General features: G+C 70.3%; 24 protein-coding genes. 11 read left to right on the forward strand and 13 right to left on the reverse strand.

Annotated features, from left to right (window positions below):
* Genes INQ48_28990 through INQ48_29000 form a run of 3 tightly spaced genes read right to left on the reverse strand, consistent with a single transcriptional unit; the run spans position 1 to position 2970 of the window.
* A complete protein-coding gene (locus INQ48_28990; GenBank protein QRF57282.1) occupies positions 1-903 on the reverse strand; it encodes a branched-chain amino acid ABC transporter permease in 903 nt (300 codons plus the stop codon).
* Between the two features lie 16 nt (positions 904-919).
* Positions 920-2131 (reverse strand): ABC transporter substrate-binding protein, encoded by a 1212-nt coding sequence (locus tag INQ48_28995; GenBank protein QRF57283.1) that lies wholly within the window; start codon positions 2129-2131, stop codon positions 920-922.
* A 59-nt stretch (positions 2132-2190) separates the two neighbouring features.
* Complete coding sequence (locus INQ48_29000) at positions 2191-2970, reverse strand: SDR family oxidoreductase (GenBank protein ID QRF57284.1); 780 nt, start codon at positions 2968-2970, stop codon at positions 2191-2193.
* 148 nt (positions 2971-3118) lie between these two features.
* On the opposite strand from INQ48_29000, the gene INQ48_29005 reads away from it, so the two are divergent.
* Positions 3119-3841 (forward strand): GntR family transcriptional regulator, encoded by a 723-nt coding sequence (locus INQ48_29005; GenBank protein QRF57285.1) that lies wholly within the window; start codon positions 3119-3121, stop codon positions 3839-3841.
* A gap of 13 nt (positions 3842-3854) precedes the next feature.
* On the opposite strand, the gene INQ48_29010 is transcribed toward INQ48_29005, so the two are convergent.
* From INQ48_29010 to INQ48_29020, 3 genes are read right to left on the reverse strand one after another with little or no spacing between them, the layout of a single operon-like run.
* A complete protein-coding gene (locus tag INQ48_29010) occupies positions 3855-4538 on the reverse strand; it encodes a TetR/AcrR family transcriptional regulator (GenBank protein ID QRF57286.1) in 684 nt (227 codons plus the stop codon).
* Positions 4539-4596: 58 nt separating this feature from the next.
* Positions 4597-5118 (reverse strand): flavin reductase family protein, encoded by a 522-nt coding sequence (locus INQ48_29015; GenBank protein QRF57287.1) that lies wholly within the window; start codon positions 5116-5118, stop codon positions 4597-4599.
* Positions 5119-5129: 11 nt separating this feature from the next.
* Positions 5130-5555, reverse strand: coding sequence for a VOC family protein (locus INQ48_29020; protein QRF57288.1), 426 nt, complete (start codon positions 5553-5555; stop codon positions 5130-5132).
* Between the two features lie 262 nt (positions 5556-5817).
* Here INQ48_29020 and INQ48_29025 point away from each other — a divergent pair, with 262 nt between their 5' ends.
* The 6 genes from INQ48_29025 (at position 5818) to INQ48_29050 (ending at position 12438) form a co-directional block, all read left to right on the forward strand.
* Positions 5818-7029 carry an acyl-CoA dehydrogenase gene (locus INQ48_29025; protein QRF57289.1) on the forward strand — a complete coding sequence of 404 codons (1212 nt, stop codon included), beginning with the start codon at positions 5818-5820 and terminating at the stop codon, positions 7027-7029.
* Positions 7030-7089: 60 nt separating this feature from the next.
* On the forward strand, positions 7090-8076 hold the full coding sequence (locus INQ48_29030; GenBank protein QRF57290.1) for a tripartite tricarboxylate transporter substrate binding protein: 987 nt from the start codon (positions 7090-7092) through the stop codon (positions 8074-8076).
* Between the two features lie 38 nt (positions 8077-8114).
* Positions 8115-8918, forward strand: coding sequence for a cyclase family protein (locus INQ48_29035; protein ID QRF57291.1), 804 nt, complete (start codon positions 8115-8117; stop codon positions 8916-8918).
* A gap of 41 nt (positions 8919-8959) precedes the next feature.
* Positions 8960-10279: a fumarylacetoacetase gene (fahA, locus tag INQ48_29040; protein QRF57292.1), complete on the forward strand. Its 1320-nt coding sequence runs from the start codon at positions 8960-8962 to the stop codon at positions 10277-10279.
* Between the two features lies 1 nt (position 10280).
* Positions 10281-11144, forward strand: coding sequence for a fumarylacetoacetate hydrolase family protein (locus tag INQ48_29045; GenBank protein ID QRF57293.1), 864 nt, complete (start codon positions 10281-10283; stop codon positions 11142-11144).
* 154 nt (positions 11145-11298) lie between these two features.
* On the forward strand, positions 11299-12438 hold the full coding sequence (locus INQ48_29050) for a porin (protein QRF57294.1): 1140 nt from the start codon (positions 11299-11301) through the stop codon (positions 12436-12438).
* Positions 12439-12447: 9 nt separating this feature from the next.
* Here the strand turns inward: INQ48_29050 and INQ48_29055 are convergent, their stop codons facing one another.
* The 7 genes from INQ48_29055 to gtdA all read right to left on the reverse strand — a co-directional run bounded on the left by INQ48_29055 (position 12448) and on the right by gtdA (position 20200).
* Complete coding sequence (locus INQ48_29055; GenBank protein QRF57295.1) at positions 12448-13341, reverse strand: acyl-CoA thioesterase II; 894 nt, start codon at positions 13339-13341, stop codon at positions 12448-12450.
* Between the two features lie 306 nt (positions 13342-13647).
* Positions 13648-15000, reverse strand: a complete 1353-nt coding sequence (locus INQ48_29060; GenBank protein ID QRF57296.1) for an FAD-dependent oxidoreductase — start codon at positions 14998-15000, stop codon at positions 13648-13650.
* On the reverse strand, positions 14997-15971 hold the full coding sequence (locus INQ48_29065; protein QRF57297.1) for a tripartite tricarboxylate transporter substrate binding protein: 975 nt from the start codon (positions 15969-15971) through the stop codon (positions 14997-14999). The genes INQ48_29060 and INQ48_29065 overlap by 4 nt, the downstream gene beginning before the upstream one ends.
* A 69-nt stretch (positions 15972-16040) precedes the next feature.
* Positions 16041-17027: a tripartite tricarboxylate transporter substrate binding protein gene (locus INQ48_29070; protein ID QRF57298.1), complete on the reverse strand. Its 987-nt coding sequence runs from the start codon at positions 17025-17027 to the stop codon at positions 16041-16043.
* 61 nt (positions 17028-17088) lie between these two features.
* Positions 17089-18342, reverse strand: coding sequence for a 3-hydroxybenzoate 6-monooxygenase (locus INQ48_29075; protein QRF57299.1), 1254 nt, complete (start codon positions 18340-18342; stop codon positions 17089-17091).
* An 11-nt stretch (positions 18343-18353) separates the two neighbouring features.
* On the reverse strand, positions 18354-19058 hold the full coding sequence (locus tag INQ48_29080; protein QRF57300.1) for a fumarylacetoacetate hydrolase family protein: 705 nt from the start codon (positions 19056-19058) through the stop codon (positions 18354-18356).
* A gap of 65 nt (positions 19059-19123) precedes the next feature.
* Entirely contained in the window at positions 19124-20200 is a 1077-nt protein-coding gene (gene gtdA, locus INQ48_29085) for a gentisate 1,2-dioxygenase (protein QRF57301.1), read from the reverse strand.
* Between the two features lie 180 nt (positions 20201-20380).
* On the opposite strand from gtdA, the gene INQ48_29090 reads away from it, so the two are divergent.
* The 4 genes from INQ48_29090 (at position 20381) to INQ48_29105 (ending at position 23424) form a co-directional block, all read left to right on the forward strand.
* Complete coding sequence (locus INQ48_29090; GenBank protein ID QRF57302.1) at positions 20381-21295, forward strand: LysR family transcriptional regulator; 915 nt, start codon at positions 20381-20383, stop codon at positions 21293-21295.
* 136 nt (positions 21296-21431) lie between these two features.
* Positions 21432-21881 carry an acyl-CoA thioesterase gene (locus INQ48_29095; protein ID QRF57303.1) on the forward strand — a complete coding sequence of 150 codons (450 nt, stop codon included), beginning with the start codon at positions 21432-21434 and terminating at the stop codon, positions 21879-21881.
* A 135-nt stretch (positions 21882-22016) separates the two neighbouring features.
* A complete protein-coding gene (locus INQ48_29100; GenBank protein ID QRF57304.1) occupies positions 22017-22538 on the forward strand; it encodes a phasin family protein in 522 nt (173 codons plus the stop codon).
* A 181-nt stretch (positions 22539-22719) separates the two neighbouring features.
* Entirely contained in the window at positions 22720-23424 is a 705-nt protein-coding gene (locus tag INQ48_29105; GenBank protein ID QRF57305.1) for a TetR/AcrR family transcriptional regulator, read from the forward strand.

Consider the following 23424-nt stretch of genomic DNA (forward strand, 5'->3'; position numbering starts at 1 on the left):
TCATACCTTCTTCACCTGCGGCTTGCCGCCGAACAGGCCCTGCGGCCGCACCAGCAGCACCACCATGATCGCGACGAAGGGCGCGACCACGATGGCATTGGACGAGATGAACAGCCCCACCAGGTTCTCGACGATGCCGATGACGAAGCCGCCGACCACCGCGCCCGGCAGGCTGGTGAAGCCGCCGACGATGGCGGCCGCGTACGCCAGGATCGCGATGTGGCCGATGTCGGGCGTGATCAGGATCTTGGGCGTGATCAGCAGCGCCGCGATGGCCGACAGCAGCCCGGTCAGGGCCCAGATCTTCATGCGGATGGTGCCCAGCTTCACGCCCACGATCTGCGCGCCGCGCGGGTTCATGCCGACCGCGCGCATGGCCTGGCCGGTGCGGGTGCGGGTGAACATCAGGTACAGCAGCACCATCACCACCACGGCGGTGCCGAAGATCGCGAGGTCGAGCAGCGTGAGCGAGGCCTGGCCGATGGTGATCGGGTCCTGCGGCACCAGCGAGGGCAGCGAGCGCGGCGTGTCGCCCAGCCCGGTCTTGCGCACCAGGCCCTTGAGCAGGTAGGCGAAGCCCAGCGTGGCGATCACGAGCTGCACGCCGACGCCGCGCGAGGCGGTCACGCGCTGCATCACCACGCGCTGGAACAGCGCGGCCACGAGCGCGGTGACCGCGAGGCTCGCGAGCACCGCGCCCCAGTAGGGCCAGCCCCACACCACCAGCGGGAACAGCGCGAGGTAGCCGCCGGCCATGAAGATTTCGCCCTGCGAGAAGTTCGGCACGTCGGTGGTCTTGAAGACCATGACGATCGCCACCGCGAGCAGCGCGTAGACGCTGCCGGTGACGATGCCGGACAGCACGCCCTGCTGCACGAACAGCCAGATGTCGGAAAGGCTCATGAGATCGCAGCCGTCCTCAGGGCTTGTACTTCCACACGCTCTTGTAGCTGCCGGGCACGAGCGTCATGTTGGTTGCGTCGAACTTGATGTAGATGGCCGCCTCCTGCGCCGCGCGGTCGTCGGGACCGAACTCGATCGGGCCGGCCATCACGCCGGAGTCGAACTTCATGGTCGACAGCGCCGTGAGCACCTTCTCGCGCGTGGGGCTGGGACCGGCCGCCTTCAGCGCATTGACCACCGCCATGGCCGAGGGAATGCCGTAGGGCATGTAGGTCTGCGGATAGCCGGGCTTGGCGGCCAGCTCGGGGTAGGCGGCCTTGTACATGTCGTAGACCCACTTGAGCTTGGGACCGCCGGGCACGTCGGCCAGCACTTCCTGGATGTAGACGTTCTTGAAGGCTTCCTTGTTGCCGACGTTCTCCACCAGCTGCTTGAGGTCGGCGGTGGAGTTCACGGCCAGCACGATCGGCTTGTTGAAGCCGAGCTCGAAGGCGCGCTTGACGATCAGGCTCACGGGCCGCGCGTAGGTGGTCAGCAGCAGCACGTCGGGGTTGGCGGCCTTGATCTTGAGCATCGGCGCCGTGACGTCGGTGATGTTCGGGTTGACCGACTGCACCTGCAGGTCGACGCCGCCGAGCGCCTTGGCCTGCGCCTGGGCCGACTCGAGGTTCCAGCCGCCGTAGGCGTCGTCGTGGTTGATGTAGCCGATCTTCTTCGCCTTCAGGTGCTCGCTCGCGAACTGCACCATCGAGCCGCCCACCGCATGCTGCGAGATCGAGAACGCGCCGTAGATGTACTTGGAAGGCGGATACAGCGCGCCGTCGCCCGAGGCGTTGAGCATCACCAGCGGGATCTTCGCGCGCTCGACGTATTCGCGCGCGCCGACCACGGCGGCCGAGCAGGAGCCGCCGTTGAGCAGGAACACCTGGTCCTGCTCGGTGAGCTTCTTGACCGCGGCCAGCAGGTCGTTGGCGTTGCAGCGGTCGTCCTCCACCACGAGCTCGATCTTGCGGCCGTTCACGCCGCCTTCCTTGTTGATCTTGTCGTAGTACATCTTCGCGGCGTTGATGACGTCGAAGCCGTAGTTCATCGACGCACCCGACATCGGCGAGAACATGCCGATCTTGATGGTCTTGTCGGTCAGGCCGGGCTCGGCCTGCGCGGCGGCATTGGCCGCCAGCGCGCACAGCGCGGCGCCGAATGCCAGGGCCAGAAAGTTCTTTTTCATGACGTGTCTCCGTTGGTATGGGTGAGTGAAAGGCGCCGCCCGGTCGCCGGCGCCGGGCGTTACTGCATGCGGTAGCCGCCGTTGACGTCGATCACGTTGCCCGTGATGTAGGCCGCCTGCTCCGACACCAGGTAGTCGACCGCGCCGGCCACGTCGTCCACCGTGCCGATGCGCCCGAGCGGGATGTTGGCGGCCGCGGCCGTCAGCGCGCCGCTGCTCTGCACGGTGCCGCGCAGCATCTCGGTGTCGATCAGGCCCGGCGCGACCGAGTTGACGGTCACGCCCAGGTGCGCCGACTCGCGCGCCATGGCCTTGGTCAGGCCCAGCACCGCGGCCTTGGCGCCGATGTAGGTGGCGCTCGAGCGGTAGCCGCCGAGCTGCGCGGCCACCGAGCCGAAGGTGACGATGCGCCCGTGCGCCACCGGCCGCGCTTCGCGCCGGCGCAGGTAGGCACGGCCGCAGAGGAACACGCCGCGCGCGTTCACGGCGAAGGTGCGCTCCCAGTCCTCGAGCGAGGTGTCCTTGATCGGCGAGCGTTCGCCGCCGGGCATCAGCAGCAGCCCGGCCACGCAGACCACCACGCCGACCGGGCCGATGCCGGCCTCGATGTCCTCGAAGGCGGCCTCGACCGCGGCCTCGTCGCTCACGTCGAACTGGCGCGCATGGTGGCCCGCGCCGAGCGAGGCGGCCACGGCGCGCGCGTTGTCGCCGTCGATGTCGGCCACGACGACGCGCAGGCCGCTGGCCGCGAGGCGCCGGCACACGGCCTCGCCGATGCCGCGGCCGCCGCCGGTCACGAGGGCCAGCCGGCCGGGGGCTTGTGCATGATGTTCCGCCATGGGATGCGAGGTCTCCGAAGCCGCGTCGGATGCGGCGTGAAAGTTAATCCAGGACCGCATTGTGTATACATGACGATCTTTATACGCCCTCGTTTTCCCTTATTCGATCCCTATTGAACCAATTTCCACGGCATCATGTATACCTGACATGGACACACTCTCCCAACAAGTCACCGAGACGCTGCGCACCTGGATCCTGCACGGACGGCTCACCCCGGGCACGCGGGTGGAGGAGGTGCCGATCGCCGAGACCCTCAAGGTGTCGCGCACGCCGGTGCGCGCCGCGCTCGCCGCGCTGGCGATGGAAGGGCTGATCGATCACCAGCCGAAGAAGGGCTACCTGGTGCGCGCCTTCGCGCTCGAGGACATCCTGGCCGCCTACGAGGTGCGCTCGGTGCTCGAGGGCCTGGCCTGCCGGCGCTTCGCGGCGCTCGGCGTGGACGACGCGACCGCCGCGCTGCTGCGCGACTGCCTGCGCACCGGCGACGAGATCCTGGCCAAGGGACAGCTGCTGCTCGACGACCTCGCGCCCTACCAACAGATGAACGTGACGCTGCACAACACGCTGATGCAGGGCGCGCGCAATCCGTGGGTGGTGCGCTTCGGCGCCCAGGCGCAGGCCGTGCCCTTCGCCTCCGACCGCATCATGCTGTGGCACGACCACGGCGTGATCCTGCGTTCGCACGACGACCACCACCGCATCGTGCAGGCCGTGATCGACGGCGACGCGGCGCGCGCCGAGCAGCTGATGCGCGAGCACGTGTACTACGCGGGCATCCTGCTGCGCGACAACTACCAGCGCGTGCTCGACGAGCGCGCGGGCAGCGCGGTCGCGCAGGATCCGCCGCTGGCCCTGAGCAACGGCGCCTAGAAGGCGCCCGCGCTCACGAGGACTTGGCCGCCGGCTTGCCCAGTACCGCGCCCACGCCGTCGAGCAGGCTGGCCACGCTGGCCTGGATCACGGGCTCGATCTCGGGCACCGGCAGGCCGTAGACCCACTGGCGGATGCCGTGGTACTGGATCTTCTCGACCACCGTCTTCGCAAGCTCGATCTCCTGCACCGCGAAGGGCTGGCCGTCGCGGCCGGCTTCCGTGTACTGGCGCAATGACAGCGCGATCGGTTCGTAGACGCGCTGGCGCATGACGCGGAAATACGGCGACATGTCCCAGCCGTGCAGCGCGAAGAACAGAGACAGCCGCACGCGCTCGCGCCGCAGGTGCACGCGCGCGAAATCGCGGTGGAACTCGAGCAGGCGCTGCGCGACGGCCTGCTCGGGCGCAAGGATCATTTCCTCCCACAGCGGATTCCAGTTCGACAGGAAGGTCTCCTGGAACACGCGCTCGATCAGCGCCTCCTTGTTCTGGAAGTAGCGGTAGAGCAGCGGCTGCGCCACGCCGAGCTGGCGCGCCAGGCCGGTGGTGTCGCCCGCGAAGCCGACGTCGGCGAAGTACTGGATCGCGCCCTGCACGATCTCGCGCTCGCGGTCGGCGCGCCGCAGTCGCACGACGCCGCCGGTGGCGGGGGCCGCGGAATCCGAGGGTCTGGAGGCGGAAGGGGCGCGAGGCATGCGAGATCGCTGGGAAGGTGGCCGGTGCCGGTGCGGCGGGAGCCGGCACGATACCAGTTCACCCGGGCGCGCCCGCCGCCTCCGCGTGGGCGCGCGTGACCAGGTAGCGGCCGCCGCCGAAGGCCAGGCCCTCGGCGGCCGAGCGCTCGAAACGCTCGATCAGCCCCAGGAACACCGCGTGGTCGCCGCCGGGCCAGGTCGTGACCTTGCGGCATTCGAAATGGGCGCAGCAGTCCGCGAGGATCGGCAGGCCGCCGAGGCCCGGGCGGCACTCGACGCCGGCGAACTTGTCGGCGCCCGGCGTCGCGAAGCGCTGCGAGAGCTCGCGCTGGTGCTTCGCGAGCACGTTCACGACGAAGCGCTCGTGCCGGCTGAAGGCGGGGAAGCTGCGCGCATTGAGCGCCTGGCTCCAGAGCACCAGCGGCGGATCGAGCGACACCGAGCTGAAGGAGTTGGCCGTCACGCCGCAGGGGCGGCCCTCGGCGTCGAGCGTGGTGATGACGGCGACGCCCGTGATGTAGGCGCCGAAGACGTCGCGCAACTGCCGGCGGTCGATGGCGGAAGGGGTGGCTGCGTGCATGGCGTGGCGGCTCAGCGGTAGTTGAGTTCGATCGAGATCCCGTTGGGATCGGTGACGAAGATCTGCCGCAGGTCCAGCGCCGCCACCAGCCGTTCGCGGTACGGCACGCCGAGCGCCTGGCAGCGAGCGATGGTGTCCTCGTAGCCCTCGGCCAGCAGCGCCACGTGGTCGATGGCGCCGCTGCCGTGCAGCGAATCGGGATCGCGCGGACCGAGGTAGTCGTTGATCCAGGCCAGCCGCTGCGCATCGTTGCGGTCGAAGGCCGTGACATGGACCACGGGCACGTCGTCCGCGTCGTAGAGCCAGGCGCCGGTCGCGCGCGGCGGATTGCCGGGCCGCGGCCCGTCGCGCAGCTGCAGCACGCGCGTATAGAAATCCAGCGTGGCCTCGAGCCGTTCGGTGCGGATGTTGAAGTGTTCGAGTCTGCGAATGCCCATGAAGAACTCCCGTGAGTGGCCTGGGGCGCGATTGCCGGCCTTGGGCGATCGTAGCGACGGCCTCGATCTTTCTTTATAGGGTTATCACCAAAATTCCGATCGCCTCTCACGGCTTCGCGAAGCTTTCATTCCTCACCATCGGCATTAACGATTGATTCAGGATCCGTTGGATGCCCGCACGCATGGTGATAACCCTATCAATAAATGATAGTTCTATCACTAGCATCCGATCGCCATGACTCACCACCCGCCGCATCCGACCATGCAAACACAGGCCCCCCTGCCCGATTCATCCGACACCGCCGCCAGCGAACTGCTGCGGCGCGCACGCGAACTCCAGCCCGTGCTGCGGCAACGCGCCGCGCAGGCCGAGCGGCTGCGCCGCGTGCCCGACGAGACCATCGACGACTTCCATCGCGCGGGCCTGTTCCGCGCCCTGCAGCCGGCGCGCGTGGGCGGCGCCGAGCTGCACCCGGCCGATTTCTTCGACATCTGCGCGGAGGTCGCGCAGGGCTGCGCCTCGAGCGCCTGGGTGCTGTCGAACCTGGCCTACCACCACCAGTTCCTCGCGCTCTGGCCGGACCGGGCGCAGCAGGAGGTCTGGGGGCCCTCCCCCGACACGCTGGTCGGCTCCTCGTACATCTTCGCGCGCGGCACGGCGCGCCAGGTCGACGGCGGCTACGAGCTCGAGGGCCAGTGGCCGTTCTCGAGCGGCATCGATCCCTGCGGCTGGTGCGTGCTCGGCGCCATGGCCAGCGACGCGCCCGGCGAGCCGCCGCGGCCGCGCTACTTCCTGCTGCCGCGCGAGGACTACGAGGTGCTCGACACCTGGCACGTGGTGGGCCTGCGCGCCACCGGCAGCAAGGACGTCGCCGTCGGCAAGGCCTTCGTGCCGGGCTACCGCAGCCTGTCCTTCGACGAGGTCGCCGCCGCGCGGGCGCCGGGCCTGGCCCTGCACGCGGCGCCGCTGTTCCGCGTGACCATGCAGGGCGTCGGCGGCTTCGTGCTGCTGCCGGTGCTGCTCGGCGCCGCGCGCGCGGCGGCCAACGAGTACGTCGAACGCACGCGGCAGCGCAAGACCACGGTCGGCACGCGCAGCCAGGCCGAGTTGCCCGGCGTGCAGGACCGCGTCGCCCATGTCGAGGCGCTGCTCGACACGGCGCAGCTCGTCGCGCGGCGCAGCTGGTGCGATGCGATGGACTCGCTCGAGAGCCATCCCGCCATCCCCGGCGCCCTCGGCGCGCGCCTGCGCCGCGACTCGGCCTTCTGCGCGCGCCTCGTCACGCAGGCCGTCGACCTGGTGTTCGCGGGCACCGGCGGCGCCGGCCTGCAGGAGGCCGATCCGATCCAGCGCATGTGGCGCGACGTGCATGCGGGCGCCGCGCAGTTCGGCCTGCAGTGGGACGTGTCGGGCCCGGCCTATGGCCGGGTGCGGCTGGGCCTGCCGAGCGGCATGCCGGGGCTGGGCGTCTAGACCTTCGATTCATCGCGACCGGCCGCCTCGATGCGCCGGCAACCACAAGGAGCAGGAGACATGATTTCTTCGATGCAACGCCGCAGTTGGCTTCGCGCCAGTCTCACGGCACTCGCGCTGGTCCTCCCCGCGCTGGACTGCCAGGCCCAGGCCTACCCGGCCAGGCCCGTGCGGCTGATCCTGCCGTTCCCGGCCGGCGGCACGGCGGTCGCGGTCACGCGCCACCTCGCCCACAAGATGAGCCTGGCGCTCGGCAAGCCCTTCGTGGTCGACAACGTGGTCGGCGCGGCGGGCACCATCGGTCTCGCCCAGGGCCTGCGCGCCGCGCCCGACGGCTACACCATCACGCAGATCTCGAACACCAACACGGTGGCGGCGCTGCACATGTTCAAGCGCCTGCCCTTCGATCCGCGCAAGGACATGGTGCCGGTGGCGAGCCTGTTCCAGATACCGTCGGCGGTCGTCACGAATCCCCGCGGCAATGCGTTCGGCAGCTTCGCCGAGATGCTGGCCTACGCCCGCGCCAACCCGGGCAAGCTGTCGTACGCCTATTCGCATGCCACCGGCGCGGTGGCGGGCGCGAGCGTGAAGCAGGCCGCGGCCATCGACATCGTCGCCGTGCCCTACAAGAGCGGCCCGCAGGCGGTGGTCGAAACCCTCTCGGGCGAGATGCCGCTGCTGTTCACCGACCTCGGCGCGGTGCTGCCGCAGATCCGCGCCGGCAAGCTCAAGGCGCTGGCGGTCACCTCGGCGCAGCGCTCCGCGTTGCTGCCCGACGTTCCCACCCTGCGCGAGGTGCTGCCCGGCGCCACCGAGTTCACGGGCTGGAGCGGCTTCGTCGTGCCGGTCGGCACGCCCAAGGCCGTGGTCGACAAGTTGCACGAGACCCTGCAGCAGATCCTCGCGAGCGAGGACACCGCGAGCTTCCTGCGCGGCCTCGGCGGCGAGCCGATGCCGATGTCGGCCGACGAGTTCGCCCGCTTCATCAAGGACCAGGAACCGCTGTGGGCCAAGGCACTGGCCGCGGCCGGCATCGCGCCCGAATGAACAACCCCCTCCCCACGAACCCCACCCCGGAGACCGCCATGCATCGCAAATTCGTCGACCTGTCCATCTACCTCGAGAACGACGTGCTCTCGGACCCGCCCGGCAAGGGCCCGAAGATCGAGTACTTCCACCACCAGAACTCGCACCACCAGCTCACGAACTTCTTTCCCAAGCTGCAGAAGGAAGACCTGCCCGACGGCGAGGCCTGGGCCGTGGAGCGCGTGTCGCTGTCGACGCACAACGGCACGCACCTCGATGCGCCCTATCACTTCCACAGCACGATGGACAAGGCGCTCGGCGAGCCCCGGCCCTCGATCACCATCGACGAGGTGCCGCTCGAGTGGTGCTTCCAGCCCGGCGTGAAGCTCGACTTCCGCCACCTGCCCGACGGCTACGTGGTCCAGCCCCAGGACGTGGAGGCCGAATTGGCGCGCATCGGCCATGCGCTGCGGCCGCTCGAGATCGTGATGATCAACACGCGCGCCGGCGCGCTCTACGGCGATCCGGTCTACGTGAGCTCGGGCTGCGGCATGGGCTACGAAGCCACCATGTACCTGCTGGAGCGCGGCATCCGGCTCACGGGCACCGACGGCTGGAGCTGGGACGCGCCCTTCGTCCACACCGCGAAGAAGTACGAGGCGACCGGCGACGCGGGCCTGATCTGGGAAGGCCACAAGGCCGGCCGCGACATCGGCTACTGCCACCTCGAGAAGCTGCACAACCTCGAGGCACTGCCCGCCGACGGCTTCCACGTCGCCTGCTTCCCGCACAAGATCCGCAGCGCCTCCGCCGGCTGGACCCGCGCCGTCGCGATCTTCGACGAGCGCCTGAACGCGGGCTGATCGTCGTCCACGCACCGTCCATCCACTCCAGCGAGGATTCCATGGCACTCGACTTCACCCACGACCCCGCGCGCCGCTGCATCGTCGCGTCCGCGCATGCGCCCGGCTGCGACTTCACCTTGCAGAACCTGCCGTTCGGCGTGTTCCGCCGCAAGGGCGGCAACGACCCGTTCCAGGGCGGTGTCGCGATCGGCGACCAGGCCCTGTGCCTGGCCGACGCACAGGCGCGCGGCTGCTTCGACGGTCTCGCCGGCCAGGCCGCGAGCGCCGCGGGCGGCTCGATGCTCAACGAGCTGCTCGCGCTGGGCCCGCCCGCATGGCGCGCGCTGCGCCATGCGCTGGTGCGCCTGCTCGATGCGCAGGAGCCGCATCCGAAGGCCGCGGCGCTGCAGGCCGCGCTGGTTCCGCTCGCGGACATCGAGCATGCGCTGCCGATCCGCATCGGCGACTTCACCGACTTCTACACCTCGATCCACCATGCCGAGAACGGCGGCCGCCTGCGCAATCCGCCCGTGGGCCTCGCGCCCAACTTCCAGTGGATGCCGATCGCGTACCACGGCCGCAGCTCGTCGCTGGGCGTGAGCGGCGAGCGCATCCATCGCCCCTGGGGCCAGGCCCGGCCCTCGAGCGACGAGCCGCCGGTGCTGCGGCCCTGCGAGATGCTCGACTACGAACTCGAGCTCGGCGTGGTCATCGGTCGGGGCAACGCGCGCGGCACGCCCGTTGCGCTGGCCCATGCGATGGACCATGTGTTCGGCCTCACCCTGCTCAACGACTGGTCGGCGCGCGACGTGCAGGCCTGGGAGATGACGCCGCTGGGCCCGTTCCAGGCCAAGAACTTCGCGACCACGCTCTCGCCCTGGATCGTCACGCTCGATGCGCTGGCGCCGTTCAGCGTGCCCTGGCGCCGGCCGGCCGATCATCCGCAGCCGCTGCCCTATCTCGAGTCCGCGGGCCATCGCGCCGCGGGCGCGCTCGACATCGAGCTCGAGGCCTGGCTGCAACCCGAAGGCAAGCCGGCCTCGCGCCTGAGCCGCACCAACTTCCGCCACCAGTACTGGAGCATCGGCCAGATGATCGCGCACCACACGGTGGGCGGCTGCAACCTGCGCGCGGGCGACCTGCTGGGCACCGGCACGATCTCGGGGCCGACCGCGCCCGAGGCCGGCAGCCTGATCGAGCTGAGCCGGCGCGGCCGCGAGCCTGTCGCGCTGGCGAACAGCGACGACCGGCGCGCCTTCCTGCACGACGGCGACCGCCTGATCCTGCGCGGCTGGTGCGAGGCGCCGGGGCGCGCGCGCGTCGGTTTCGGCGAAGCGGCCGGCACCGTGCTGGCCGCCCATCCGGCGGGGAGCCTCTGACATGGCGCGCTATGCACGCGTGACGCCCGCGGACGGCGTCCTCCAATGGGCGGTGGAACGCCATGGCGAACTCTGGGGCCTTGGCGCCGAGGTGCCGGCTGGCGCGCAAGACACGGCCTGGCAGGAACTCGTGGCCTCGGGACCGGGCGCGGCGATGCTGTCGCGCGCCACCCTGCTCGACCCCGCGCGGCTGCGCTGGGAAACGCCGGTGGCGCGCCCCGGCAAGGTGATCTGCCTGGGCCTCAACTACGCCGCGCACGCGGCCGAGGGCGGCAATGCCGCGCCCGACTACCCGAGCTTCTTCCTGCGCGGCGCCACCTCGCTGATCGCGCACGAGGCACCGCTGGTGCGCCCGCGCGTGTCCGACAAGCTCGACTTCGAGGCCGAGCTGGCCGTCGTCATCGGCCGCCGCGCCCGGCATCTCACGCCCGCGCAGGCGCTCGACGCCGTGGCCGGCTACGCCTGCTTCAACGACGGCACGCTGCGCGACTACCAGCGCCGCACCGCGCAATGGACCATCGGCAAGAACTTCGACGGCACCGGCGCCTTCGGCCCCTGGCTAGTGGCGGCCTCGGCGCTGCCGCCCGGCGCGAGCGGGCTGCGGATCGAATCGCGCCTCAACGGCGGCCTGATGCAGAGCGACCGCACCGACCACATGCTCGTGACGGTGGCGCAGGCCCTGGTGCTGCTGAGCGAGGCGCTGACGCTCGAGCCCGGCGACGTGGTGGCCATGGGCACGCCCTCGGGCGTGGGCTATGCGCGCAACCCGCCGGTGTGGATGAAGCCCGGCGACCGCATCGAGATCGAGATCGAAGGCGTGGGCCTGCTGTCGAACCCCGTGGTCGCCGAGGCCGCGCCCGAGTGAAGGCCCGCGCCTTCCCGAAACCGGGCCCCTAGCGCCGCGCAGGCGCCTCCCTTCCCATCCACGGCCCGCGGGCCGCGAAGAACAACACCCCAGGGGCGCATCGCCCCTGGGCGGCGCGCTGTCGCCCATTCCACGTCACCCCAAGGAGGAGATCATGAAGTTCGGAGCTTTACGGTTCGCGCTGCCCCTGTGCGCGGGCCTTGCATCGCAGGTCCAGGCGCAGTCGTCGCTCACGCTCTACGGCATCGTCGACGCAGGCTTTCGCCATGTAAGCAACAGTGGCGTCGGCTCGATCGACAGCCTGTCCAGTGGCGGCTACCGCACCAGCCGCCTCGGCATCCGCGGCTCGGAGGACCTCGGCGGCGGCCTGCGCGTGGGCATCAAGCTCGAGACCCTGATCGGCGTCGACACCGGCAACGTCGGCTCGACCAGCATGCCGGGCCAGTTCTGGAACCGTGGCTCCTACGTCGAGATCCTCGACCGCGGCTGGGGCACGCTGCGCCTGGGCTACGACCTCCATCCGGTCTACGTCACCTGGATGGAGAACGATCCCTGGCTCAACATCGGCATGGGCAGCTCGGGCAATCTCTACGACACGCTGCAGAACGGCCCGCTGCGCGCGGTGTTCGGCCCGCTCTCGAAGAACGACACCACCTTGCATTACGCGCGCAACATGCTGCAGTACTTCAGCCCCAACGTGCATGGCTTCTCGGGCGCGCTGGCTCTGGCCCCGCGCGAGAACGAGACCGTCGCCACCGGCGCGGCCCGGCTGCGGCTGATCCGGCTCGGCTACAACGCCGGCGGGCCCTTCAGCGCGGCGGTCGCGCATGCGGTCTCGGACGTGCAGCTGCGCGCCGGAACGCCGACGAACCGGCTCGACGATTCGGTCGCGACCGTGGCCTACGACTTCGGCGTCGTGCGGCTGGCCGGCACCTGGCGCCAGTTCCGCGCGGCCGGCAGCCGGCAGGCGAACTGGATGCTGGCCGCGACGGTGCCGGTGGCGACCGGCAAGGTGCAGCTCTCGCATGGCCGCACGCGGCTGTCGGGCACGGTCACGACCCAGCTCGCGCCCGGCACCGTGGCCGGTCCCGTCGACGGCAATGGCGGTGCGATGTGGGTGGTGGGCTACGCGCATTCGCTGTCGAAGCGCACCACGCTCTACACCCAGGCGGCACGCATCGAGAACCGCGGGCAGTCGTTCATGGCGCTGCCCGGCGGGCCCGCGGTCAACGCGGGCAATTTCGCGGGCGGCCGGTCCACGGGCTTCGAGCTCGGCATCGCCCACACCTTCTGAGGCCGGGGTCTAGCCCTTCTTCAGCGCCCGGATGCGCAGCATGCCTTCCTGCGCCGTCGAGGCCACGAGCCGGCCATCGCGCGTGTAGATGCTGCCGCGGCACAGGCCGCGCGCGCCGCTCGCGCTCGGCGAATCGAGCACGTAGAGCAGCCAGTCGTCGAAGCGGAAATCGCGGTGGAACCACATCGCGTGATCGAGGCTCGCGGGCCGCACCTGGCCGGTCATGAAGCTCAGGCCGTGCGGCAGCATGGCGGCGCGCAGCAGGCCGTGGTCGGACGCATAGGCCAGCAGCGCGCGATGCACCATCGGGTCGTCGGGCAGCGGCGCGACGGCGCGCAGCCAGATCGCGCTGTCGGACGCGGGCCGCGGCACCGGCGCGAGCAGGTCGTCGGGCTGGACCCGGCGGTACTCGATGCCGTGCGGCTCGATCGCCTTGCTGCGCCAGGGCTCGGGCAGCCGGTCGCCGAGCGCGATGCGCTGGTCGAGCTCGCTGACCAGGCCGTCGGGGCCGGCCACCTCGGGCATGTCGATCTGGTGCTCGACACCGTCGTCCACGGTCTGGAACGAGGCCGACATCTCGAAGATGATGCGCTCCTGCTGGCGCGCCACCACGTGGCGGGTGGTGAAGCTGCGGCCGTCGCGCACGCGGTCGACGCTGTACTCGATCGGCGCATGCTCGCCCGGCAGCAGGAAGTAGGCGTGCATCGAATGCACGGGCCGATCGGCGCCGACCGTGAGGTTGGCCGCCATCAGCGACTGGCCCAGCACCTGGCCGCCGAACACGGCCGGCGTGCCGATGTCCTCGCTCTGCGCCAGGAAGCGGTCGCCGCCCAGGGGTTCGAGCTGCATGAGGGCGACGAGGTCGTCGACGAGGCGGGCGGCGGTGGCGGTATCGGGGGTCATCGGGAGCGGCTGGACGAAAGAGAGCCGCAAACGATAGCAAACATGGAGCCCAAAGGGCTGTCGCGCAGGAAGCCCGAAAGCGGGAACCGTACGCAGAGGACGCGAAGGTTTCGCGAAAGACGCGAAAGAACAGCCGAAATGATGTGAGCCGCGCCTGATCGACCACGGCGCCCCGAGCAAGGCTCGCCTCGAAGGGAGCGCGGCGGCGCCTCGACGACAGCCCACCTTTTTCAGGTTTCTTTTTTGCGTGCTTCGCGAAACCTTCGCGCCCTCTGCGTTCGGCTGTCCGCTCCCGCTCCCGCTCCCTCAGCGGTCCAGGTCGACCCCGTCCGCCGCCAGCTTCGCCTGCAGCGCCGCCACGTCCACGTCGGCGAACGCGCCGCCGCCGAGCGTGGCCGCCGCCGTGCCCGCGGCCTGCCCCATCACGAAGCAGCCGCCGCTGGCGCGCGCGGCCGACTGGCCCTCGTGCGTCATCGAGGCGCAGCGGCCGGCCACCAGCAGGTTGGCGACCGTGCGCGGCACCAGCATGCGCCAGGGCAGGTGGTTGTAGGCGTTGTCGGCATCGCGCGGGAAGGCCCACTCGATGCGGCCATCGGCATGCATCTCCATTGGCCAGGCATTGAGGCCGATGGCGTCGTCGAACTTGGCCGACGACAGGATGTCCTCGCGCTCGAGCGCGTACAGGCCCTGGATGCGCCGCGTCTCGCGGATGCCGACCTGCGGCGCGATCTCGACGATGGCCGACTGCGCGAAGCCCGGCACCTCGGCCTTGAGAAAGCGGAAGTACTCGGCGATCTGGCGCCGGCCCTCGAGCTCGCCCTCGGTGAGTTCGCGCGCATCGACGCCGTTCATCGCGCGGCCCTGGGCGTTGCGGATCTGCGTGACGTTGGCGCGCCATTCGCGCGGGTCCTTGTTGGGCCGCAGGATCGCGCCCTCGCGCGGGAAGCGGTAGGCGCCGGGCTTGCTCGCCTCGGCGCGCGCCATGAAGTCGTTGATGGCCTTGAACTCGCCCACCGCCTCGAGCGCGGCCGGCGCGTCGACCTGGCCGATGCGGAACATGGTGGTCGGGAACAGGCCGCTGCCGTGGCCGTCGCCGACCTCGAAGGGCACGCCCGCGAAGGCCGCCACGTCGGCGTCGCCGCTGGCGTCGACGAAGGCATTGGCGCGGATCGCCTGCCGGCCCGACTTGGTCTCGACCACCAGCGCCGCGATGCGCTCGCCGTCGTGGATCACCGAGGCCGCGAGCGCATGGAACAGCAGCTTCACGCCGGCCGCCTCGAGCAACTGGTCGGCCGCGAGCTTGTAGGCCGAGGTGTCGTACGAGCGCACGCGGATGCGTCCGCCCATGCCGTCCTGCGGATCGTTCATGCCGTTGAGCGCCACGATGCGCTCGACCAGCTCGTCGACCACGCCGCGCACCAGCTGCGTCATCTGGCCGCGGCGCTTGCCGTACAGGCCCGCGAAGTTGGTGACGCCGCCCGCCGTGCCCATGCCGCCGAGGAAGCCGTAGCGCTCCACCAGCAGGGTGCTCGCGCCGTGGCGCGCGGCGCTCACGGCGGCGGCGATACCCGCCGGACCGCCGCCGACCACCACCACGTCGTAGCTGCCGAACACCGGCAGCGAACGCGACGGCTCGGCCATCGTCATTGCAGCCGTCATTGGAGAGTGATGCCCTTGGTCGAGATGATCTTGGTCATGATCGCGGCCTCGTCGTTGACGCGCGCGCGCATGCCGTCGGGCGAGGTGCCCACGGCCTGCCAGCCCTGCTCGAACAGCTTCTGACGCACCTCGGGCTGCTTCATCACCGCCTCGAGCTCGCGCCCGATGCGCGCCTGCGCGGCCTTCGAGAGGTTGGCCGGGCCCAGGAGCGCCACCCACACCTCGAGGTTGAAGTCGCGCACGCCGGCATTGGCCAGCGGCGGCACCTCGGGCACCAGCGCGCTGCGGCCGGCGGTCAGGCCGATGGCCTTGAGCTTGCCCGCCTTGATCTGCGGCATCGCCACGCCGGGCGGGATCAGGCCCATCTGGATCTGGTCGCCGAGCATGCCGGTGATGACCTGCGGATTGCCCTGGTAGGGCACGTGCTCGGGGTTGAAGCCCGGCACGCGGCTCTTGAGCAGTTCCATGCCCAGGTGGCCGACCGAGCCGATGCCCACCGAGCCGTAGTTCCACTTGTTGCCCGCCTTGCGGCCGGCGTCGAAGAAGGCTTCGCCCGAGGGCAGGTTGTTCTGCGCCACCAGCACCAGCGGCGCGGTCGCGAGCAGCGAGAGGTAGGTGAAGTCCTTGGCCGGGTCGTAGGGCAGCTTCGGATAGAGCAGCTTCGACGAGGTGAGGTTGCCGTTGATGACGACGCCCAGCGTGTGGTCGTCGCTGGCCTTGGCCACCGTGTCGGCCGCGATGTTGCCCGAGGCGCCGGGCTTGTTGTCGACCACGATCGGCTGGCCCAGCGCCTTCGACAGCGGCTCGGCGATGGTGCGCGCGGCGATGTCGGGCGTGGAGCCGCCCGGGAAGCCGACGAGCAGGCGGATGGGCTTGGTGGGCCAGGCGGGCGTCTGCGCGCTCGCGGCCAGCGGCAGCGTGGCGGCAGCCAGGCCGCAGGCGATCAGGAGGGCTCTCTTGGTGGCTTGCATGAAGGAAGAAATGTCAAAAAGTGTCAAAACAGGCGGGCAGCTTAACTGCCCCAAGCAAGGCACGGGCCGCTATTCGAGGCTGATGTTGCCCCTGCGCACCAGCTCGCCGTAGACCTTGGACTTGGCCTCGGCCTGGCGCTCGATCTCCTCGGGCGACCAGGCCAGCGGCTCGAAGGCGAAGGTGTCGAAACGGGCGCGGATCTCGGGGTCGGCGATGACCTTCGCCACGTCGGCGTTGATCTTCGCCTTGATGGCCGCCGGCACCCCCTTGGGCGCGAGCAGCGAGACGAAGGAGTTGACCTCGAGGCCGGCCGGGCCGCCGGCCTCGGCCATGGTCGGCACCTCGGGCATCTGCGGAATGCGCTTGGCCGCGGCCACCGCGATGTAGCGCAGCTTGCCGGCCTTGTAGATGCCCTGGCTCGAGGGAATGCTCGCGAAGGCCCACGGCACTTCGCCGGTGCCCACGTTCGAATACAGCTGCGAGACCTCGCGGTAGGGCGCGTGGCGCATGCGGATGCCGCTCAGCGCCTCGAGCTGCTGCGCGCCCAGGTGGCCCGGGCTGCCCACGCCCCAGGAGCCGTAGACGATGGCGTCGGGATCGGCCTTGGCGGCGGCGATCAGGTCGGCCATGTTCTTCCATTTGGAGTCGCTGCCCACGGCCACGAAGAAGGGCGTGCGGAACAGCGAGGCCACCGGGTCGAAGTGCTGCAAGGTCACGAAGTTGCGCGACTTGTACAGGTGCGGCAGCGCGGCCACGTGCTCGCTGTCGAGCTGCAGCAGGGTGTAGCCGTCGGGCGCGGCGCGCCGGGCCTGGTCGATGGCGATGAAGCCGCCGCCGCCGGGCCGGTTGTCGATCAGCACGCGCTGGTTCCACAGCCGCGAGAGCTTGTCCGAGACCAGCCGCAGCACCGCGTCGGGGCCGCTGCCGGCCGCGAAGGGCGTGACCAGCGTCACGGGCTTGTTCGGATAGTCGCCGGCCTGGGCCGCCGCGCCGCCGGCCATGGCCAGCGAGGTCAGGGCGAGAAGGCCGGTCAGCAGTGCGCGCGGGAAGTTCATGGTCGTTTGTCTCCGGTGGGCCTGGGGCCTCGATGGTTGTGGATCTTGAAGGCGTCGGGTGTCAGTGTGGCGAAAGCGCGGCGGCCTCGGTGCGTGCCGATCGGCGCAGCGCCTCGGGCGCGTCGTCCAGGCAGCGCTCGGGGCGCCAGGCATAGAGCCACTCGACCGCATCGTAGAAGCGCTCGGGCGTGCGGCCTGGCCAGAGGCTGTTGCGCACCAGGCGCTCCACGCCCCTGGCATGGTAGAGCCGGCCCATCTCGCGCACCGACAGCACCACGCGGGCCGTGCGCGCCACGCGCGCCGCCTCGTAGAGCCGAAAGGCGGCCGGCAGGTCGAAGTCGCAGGCCTTCACGGCCTCGCCCAGCGTCACCGCGTCCTCGAGCGCCATGCAGGCGCCCTGCGCCAGGTACTGCATCATCGGATGCGCCGCATCGCCCAGCAGCGTGGCCGCGCCCTCGCTCCAGCGCTCGACCGGATCGCGGTCGGCGGTGCTCCAGCGGCGCCACGAGGTCGGGCGATCGAGCAGCTGGCGCGGGCGCGCATGCACGCCCTCGAAGTACGACAGCACCTCGTCCTTGCTGCCGTCGGTCACGCCCCATTCCTCGCGCTCGCGGCTGTGGAAGGTGACGACCAGGTTGTATTGCTCGCCATGGCGCAGCGGGTAGTGCACCAGGTGGCAGTCCGGGCCGGCCCAGACCACGGGCGCGTTCCAGCGCAGGTCCGCCGGCATGTCGGCCGCCGGCACCACCGCGCGGTAGACCACGTGGCCCGAGACGCGCGGCGCGTCGCCGATCAGCGCGGCGCGCACCACCGACTTCACGCCGTCGCAGCCGACGATGGCATCGGCCTGGAAGCGCCGGCCGTCGCGCGTGACCGCCACCACGCCCTGCCCCCGGGTGTCGAGGGTCTCGACCTGCGCCGAGGTGTGGAAGCGGATCAGCGGATGCTGCTTCACGGCCTCGTGGATCGCGCCGTGCAGGTCGGCGCGGTGGCTCACGGCATAGGGGTTGCGAAAGCGCGCGCGGAAGGCCTCGCCGACCGGCACCGAAGCCACCTCCGAGCAGTCGACCGCGTCCATCATCACCAGCCGGTCGGTGAACACCGAGCCCCGGCGCACCGCCTCGCCCACGCCCAGCGCGTCGAGCGCGGCGAAGGCATTGGGGCCGAGCTGCAGCCCGGCGCCGATCTCGCCGATGGCGGCGCTCTGCTCGAGCAGGTCGATCGACACGCCCAGGCGTGCCAGCGCCAGCGCGGCGGCCATGCCGCCGATGCCGCCGCCGACCAGCAGCACGGTGGGGGAAGGGGTCGGGCTCATGCGCGGCTCGCTCAGTCGATGCGAACGCTCAGCGAGGGCAGGCGCTCGATGCTGACCTTGATCGTCTGGCCGGGCTTCACCGCGCCCACGCCCTCGGGCGTGCCGGTGAAGATCAGGTCGCCGGGCTGCAGCGCGAACAGGGTCGACAGGTTGGCGATCACTTCGTTGACCGACCAGATCAGGTGGGTGATGTCGCTCTTCTGGCGCACCTCGCCGTCGACCTCGAGGCGAATCTCGCCGCCATCGATCTCGCCCACCTCGGCCAGCGTGCGCAGCGGCGCGATCGGCGCCGAGAAGTCGAAGGCCTTGCCGATCTCCCAGGGCCGGCCCTGCTCGCGCATCTTCATCTGCAGGTCGCGGCGGGTCATGTCGAGGCCGACGGCATAGCCGTGGATGTGGCTCGCGGCCTGTTCCACCGGAATGTCGCGGCCGCCCTTGCCGATGGCCACCACCAGCTCGGCCTCGTAGTGGTAGTTGGCGGTCAGCGCCGGATAGGGAATGGCGCCGGTCGCGCCCTCGGCCACCGGCACCACCGAGGCGTCGTCGTTGGGCTTGCAGAAGAAGAACGGCGGCTCGCGGTCGGGATCGAAGCCCATCTCGCGCGCATGGGCCGCGTAGTTGCGGCCCACGCAGTAGACGCGGCGCACGGGGAACTGCTTGTCGCTGCCGACGATGGGCAGGCCGACGATGGAAGGGGGCGTGAAGACGAAGGACATGAGGGCTCCTGCCGCGTGGGGCGGCAACGGTCGAGGGAAAGGAAGAAAACGAAAAGGGCCGGGACTCAGGCGTTCTCGAGGAAGGCTTCGCGCAGGATCCCCATGGCCTGCTGCACCGGCCGGTCCGAGAAGCTGAAGAGCACGCAGTCGCCGTTGGGCGCGTGCAGCGTGAGCGGCGCCCATGAGGGCACGACGAAGGTGTCGCGCGGCCCGAACTCGAAGCGCTGGCCCGCGATCTCGGCGCTGCCATGGCCTTCGACCACGCTGTAGACGCTGCCGTCGGTGGCGCGATGCGTCTTGCCCGCGAAGCCCTTGGGCAGCAGCTGCAGGTTGGTCGAGATGGTCGGCATCGGCGAACCGCCGGTCAGCGGATTGATGTAGCGCAGCTTGTGGCCCAGCCAGGCATCGGGCGCTTCCTGCTTCTGCAGCTGCGTCAGCGCCTCGCGGCTGCGTGCATAGGGGTAGTTGAAGATCGGCGAGGTCTGCGACGCATGGTCGTGCCGCACCGGCACCATGTTGTGGCCGAAGCGCGCGAGGCTGTGGCCCTCGGGCCGCGCCACGTGCTGCACCTTGGCGTCGTCGTTCTCGGCGAAGCCGGCGTCGAAGAAGCGCAGCATCGGGATGTCGAGGCCGTCGAGCCAGACCACCGGCTCCACCACGCCTGCTATGCCCTCGTTGCCATGGTCGTGCCAGGCCCACGAGGGCGTGATGATGAAGTCGCCCGGGTACATGGTGGTGCGCTCGCCGCCCACGGTGGTGTAGGCCCCCTGGCCGTCGACGATGAAGCGCAGCGCCGACTGCACGTGGCGGTGCGAGGGCGCCACCTCGCCCGGCATGATCAGCTGCAGCCCGGCATAGATCGACTGCGTGATCGAGGAGTTGCCGGGCAGCGCCGGGTTCTCGAGCACCAGCACGCGGCGCACGGCCTCCTCGGCGGTGATGAGGTCGGCCGACTCCATCAGCAGCGGGCGGATCTCGTCGTAGCGCCACAGCGCGGGCACGCAGGGCGTCTGCGGCTCGCGCGGCACCAGCGCATGCAGCGATTCCCACAGTGGCGTGAGGTGCAGCGGGCGGATGCGGTCGTAGTAGTCGCGGCGCTCATCCGCATTGGAGGGCGCGGCGCGGGCGGTGGAGGGGTTCATGGCGTGTCTCTCGCGGTGCATGGCGCGGCGGCGACGTGGGACGCCGGCTTGGTTAGAACTTCCGAATCAACGGGATCATCCGCCCGCACTACTATTGGCGCAATGGGGGACCGGCGATAGCTCCGATCCTGTTTTTCGATAATGGTGGCCAGCGGGCCGCACACGGCGAGGGCCGCGCCCATGGCACAACTCGATCTGGAATGGCTCTTGGTGTTCGACGAGGTCTACAAGACCGCCAACGTCTCGAGCGCCGCCGAACGGCTCGGCATCTCGCAGTCGGCCGCGAGCACGGCGCTCGCCAGGCTGCGCACCCACTTCGGCGACAAGCTGTTCGTGCGCACCTCGCGCGGCATGGAGCCCACGCCCTATGCGCGCCAGACCCAGCCGCTGGTGCTCGACATCCTCGACCGCCTCAACCGCGCCAAGGGCGGGCGCGCGGTGTTCGACCCCGCCACGGCCGAGCGCAGCTTCCGCATCTGCATGACCGACATCAGCGAGGTGGTGCTGCTGCCGGGCCTGCTCGACCACCTGCGGCACGTGGCGCCGGGCGTGCGCATCGAGACCGAGATCATCTCGACCGAGAGCGGCCGCCGGCTCGAGGACGGCGCGGTCGACCTCGCGGTGGGCTTCATGCCGCAGCTCGAGGCCGGCTTCTACCAGCAGACGCTGTTCATGCAGAACTTCGTCTGCCTGGCCGCGCGCAACCATCCGCGCGTGGGCGCCCGGCTGACGCGCAAGCGCTTCGAGGCCGAGGCGCATGCGGTGGTGGCCTCCTCGGGCACCGGCCATGCGATCGTCGACAAGACCATCGCGCGGCTCGGGCTGCGGCGCCACGTGGTGACGCGGCTGTCGAGCTTCCTCAGCGTGGCGCGGATCGTGGCCCACACCGAGCTGCTGGTGGTGGTGCCGCGCATCCTCGGCCAGGTGCTGGCCACGCAGGAGCCGGTGCAGCTGCTCGAGCCGCCGTTCGAGCTGCCCTCGTACGCGGTCAAGCAGCATTGGCACGAGCGCTTCCATGCCGACGCCGGCAATGCCTGGCTGCGGCGCACGCTGGCGCAGCTGTTCAACGAGGGCGAGGCGGCGGGCCCGGCCTGAGCCGGTGGCATGGCGCTTGCGGCCCGGCGGGCATGCCCGGACGACGGGCGGCGGCCGAACCGTCATGCGCGCCCTCGCATAATCGCCTCCCCCACGTTCCGGCCCCACGGCCCCTTCCGAAAGCAAAAGGCACAGCATGTCTTCCATCACCCTGCGATTCCTCGCCGAACCCAACACCGTCAACTTCGGCGGCAAGGTCCACGGCGGCACGGTCATGAAGTGGATCGACGAGGCCGGCTACGCCTGCGCCACGAGCTGGGCCAAGCGCTACTGCGTCACCGCCTTCATCGGCAGCATCCGCTTCCACCGTCCGATCATGATCGGCGACCTGGTCGAGGTCGAGGCGCGCATGGCCTACACCGGCAAGACCAGCATGAACATCTCGGTCGAGGTGCGCAGCGGCGACATGAAGGGCGGCGCGATGGAGAAGACCACCGAGTGCCTGATCGTCTTCGTCTCGGTCGACTCGCACGGCCGGCCGCTGCCGGTCGAGGCCTACGTGCCGGGCACGCCGGGCGAGATGGCGCTGGCCGAGCGCGCGCGCGCGCACCTCGACGCGAGCCGCGCGGCCTCGGGCAACCCCTGAGCGGTCCGCCAAAGACCCGAATAGGCAAAAGGCTCTAACCGCGCACGGCCCGCGCGGCTAGAGTTCGGCGGTTTCCGGCAGACCGCCCCTTTGCCCCTTTCCCCCTTTCCCGCTCCCCACCCATTCGGACCGCACATGGCCACCCAGGACGACGACCGCTTCGACAAGACCTCCGACCGCATCAAGGATTCCGCGCAGCAGATCTGGCTGGCCGGCCTCGGCGCCTTCGCCAAGATGCAACAGGAGGGCAGCAAGGCCTTCGAGTCGCTGGTCAAGGACGGCGCCGGCATGCAGAAGCGCACCCAGCAGGCCGCCGAGGAAACCCTGTCGCAGGCCCAGGCCCGCATGGCCGGCTTCGCGAACGAGTTCGGCACCAAGGCCGCGGGCCAGTGGGGCAAGCTCGAGAACATCTTCGAGGAGCGCGTGGCGCGCGCGCTCGACAAGCTCGGCATGCCGCCGCCGGCCGAGGTGGCCGCGCTGCAGGCGCGCGTGACGGCGCTCGAGGCCGAGCTGGCCGCCCTGCGCGGTGCGGCCGGCAGCGCGAAACCCGCCGCCAGTCCGGCGCGCGGTGCGCGCGCCGCGCGCCATGCCAAGTCGGCCGAGACGCCGGCACGCAAGGCCACGGTGCGGCGCAACAAATCGAGCGGCGCCGAATAAAGCCGCTTTCCGGCCTCGAAGCGGCCGATTCCGGCGCCGAATGCGCGCCGTGGCGCTGGACGGCACCACGCGCATGCGGCACTGCACAAACGCAGTGCCCCGCAATTCAATGTCCCCCTGCGCGCTTCGCGCGGCGTTCCTGCGCTAGAGTGTTTCCAAGAGACAACCCGGGAGCACCGACATGGCCAGGAAAGCGCCACGCCGCACTGCACAACGCATTCTCGAAGCCGCGCTGGACCTGTTCAACCGCTTCGGGGAGCCGAACGTCTCCACCACGCTCGTGGCCGGCGAGCTCAACATCAGTCCCGGCAACCTCTACTACCACTACCCGGCCAAGGAAGAGCTGATCAACAAGCTCTACGAGGGCTACGAGACCGAGCTCGGCGAGCTGCTCCATGCGAGCGAGGGCATCCACGACGTGGAGGACGCCTGGTTCTTCATGCACAGCCTGTTCGAGCTGATCTGGCGCCACCGCTTCCTCTACCGCGACCTCAACGACCTGCTGAGCAAGAACCGGCACCTCGAGACCCAGTTCCAGCTCGTGCTCAAGCACAAGGTGCGCGCGATGCGCCAGCTGATCGCGGGCCTGGGCTGCGCCGGCCACCTCGAGATCGATGCCCACGAGGTCGACACGCTGGCGCAGAGCATGGTGGTGGTGCTGACCTACTGGCTCAGCTACGAGTACGTGCGCAACCCGCGCCAGGCGCTCGAGCCGGCCCATGCGCAGGCCGCGCTGCTGCGCGGCGCCCGCCACACCCTGCACCAGCTCGCGCCCTACCTCGGCGCCGAGCAACGGCGCCATTTGCTGACACTGGGCCGGGCCTACGGCGGCGAAGATGCCGCCAGCGGCTCCACGGCTTCGTCCCCCGCCGATATGGCCGCCTGA

This window comes from Variovorax paradoxus, from assembly GCA_016806145.1.
Taxonomy (GTDB): domain Bacteria; phylum Pseudomonadota; class Gammaproteobacteria; order Burkholderiales; family Burkholderiaceae_C; genus Variovorax.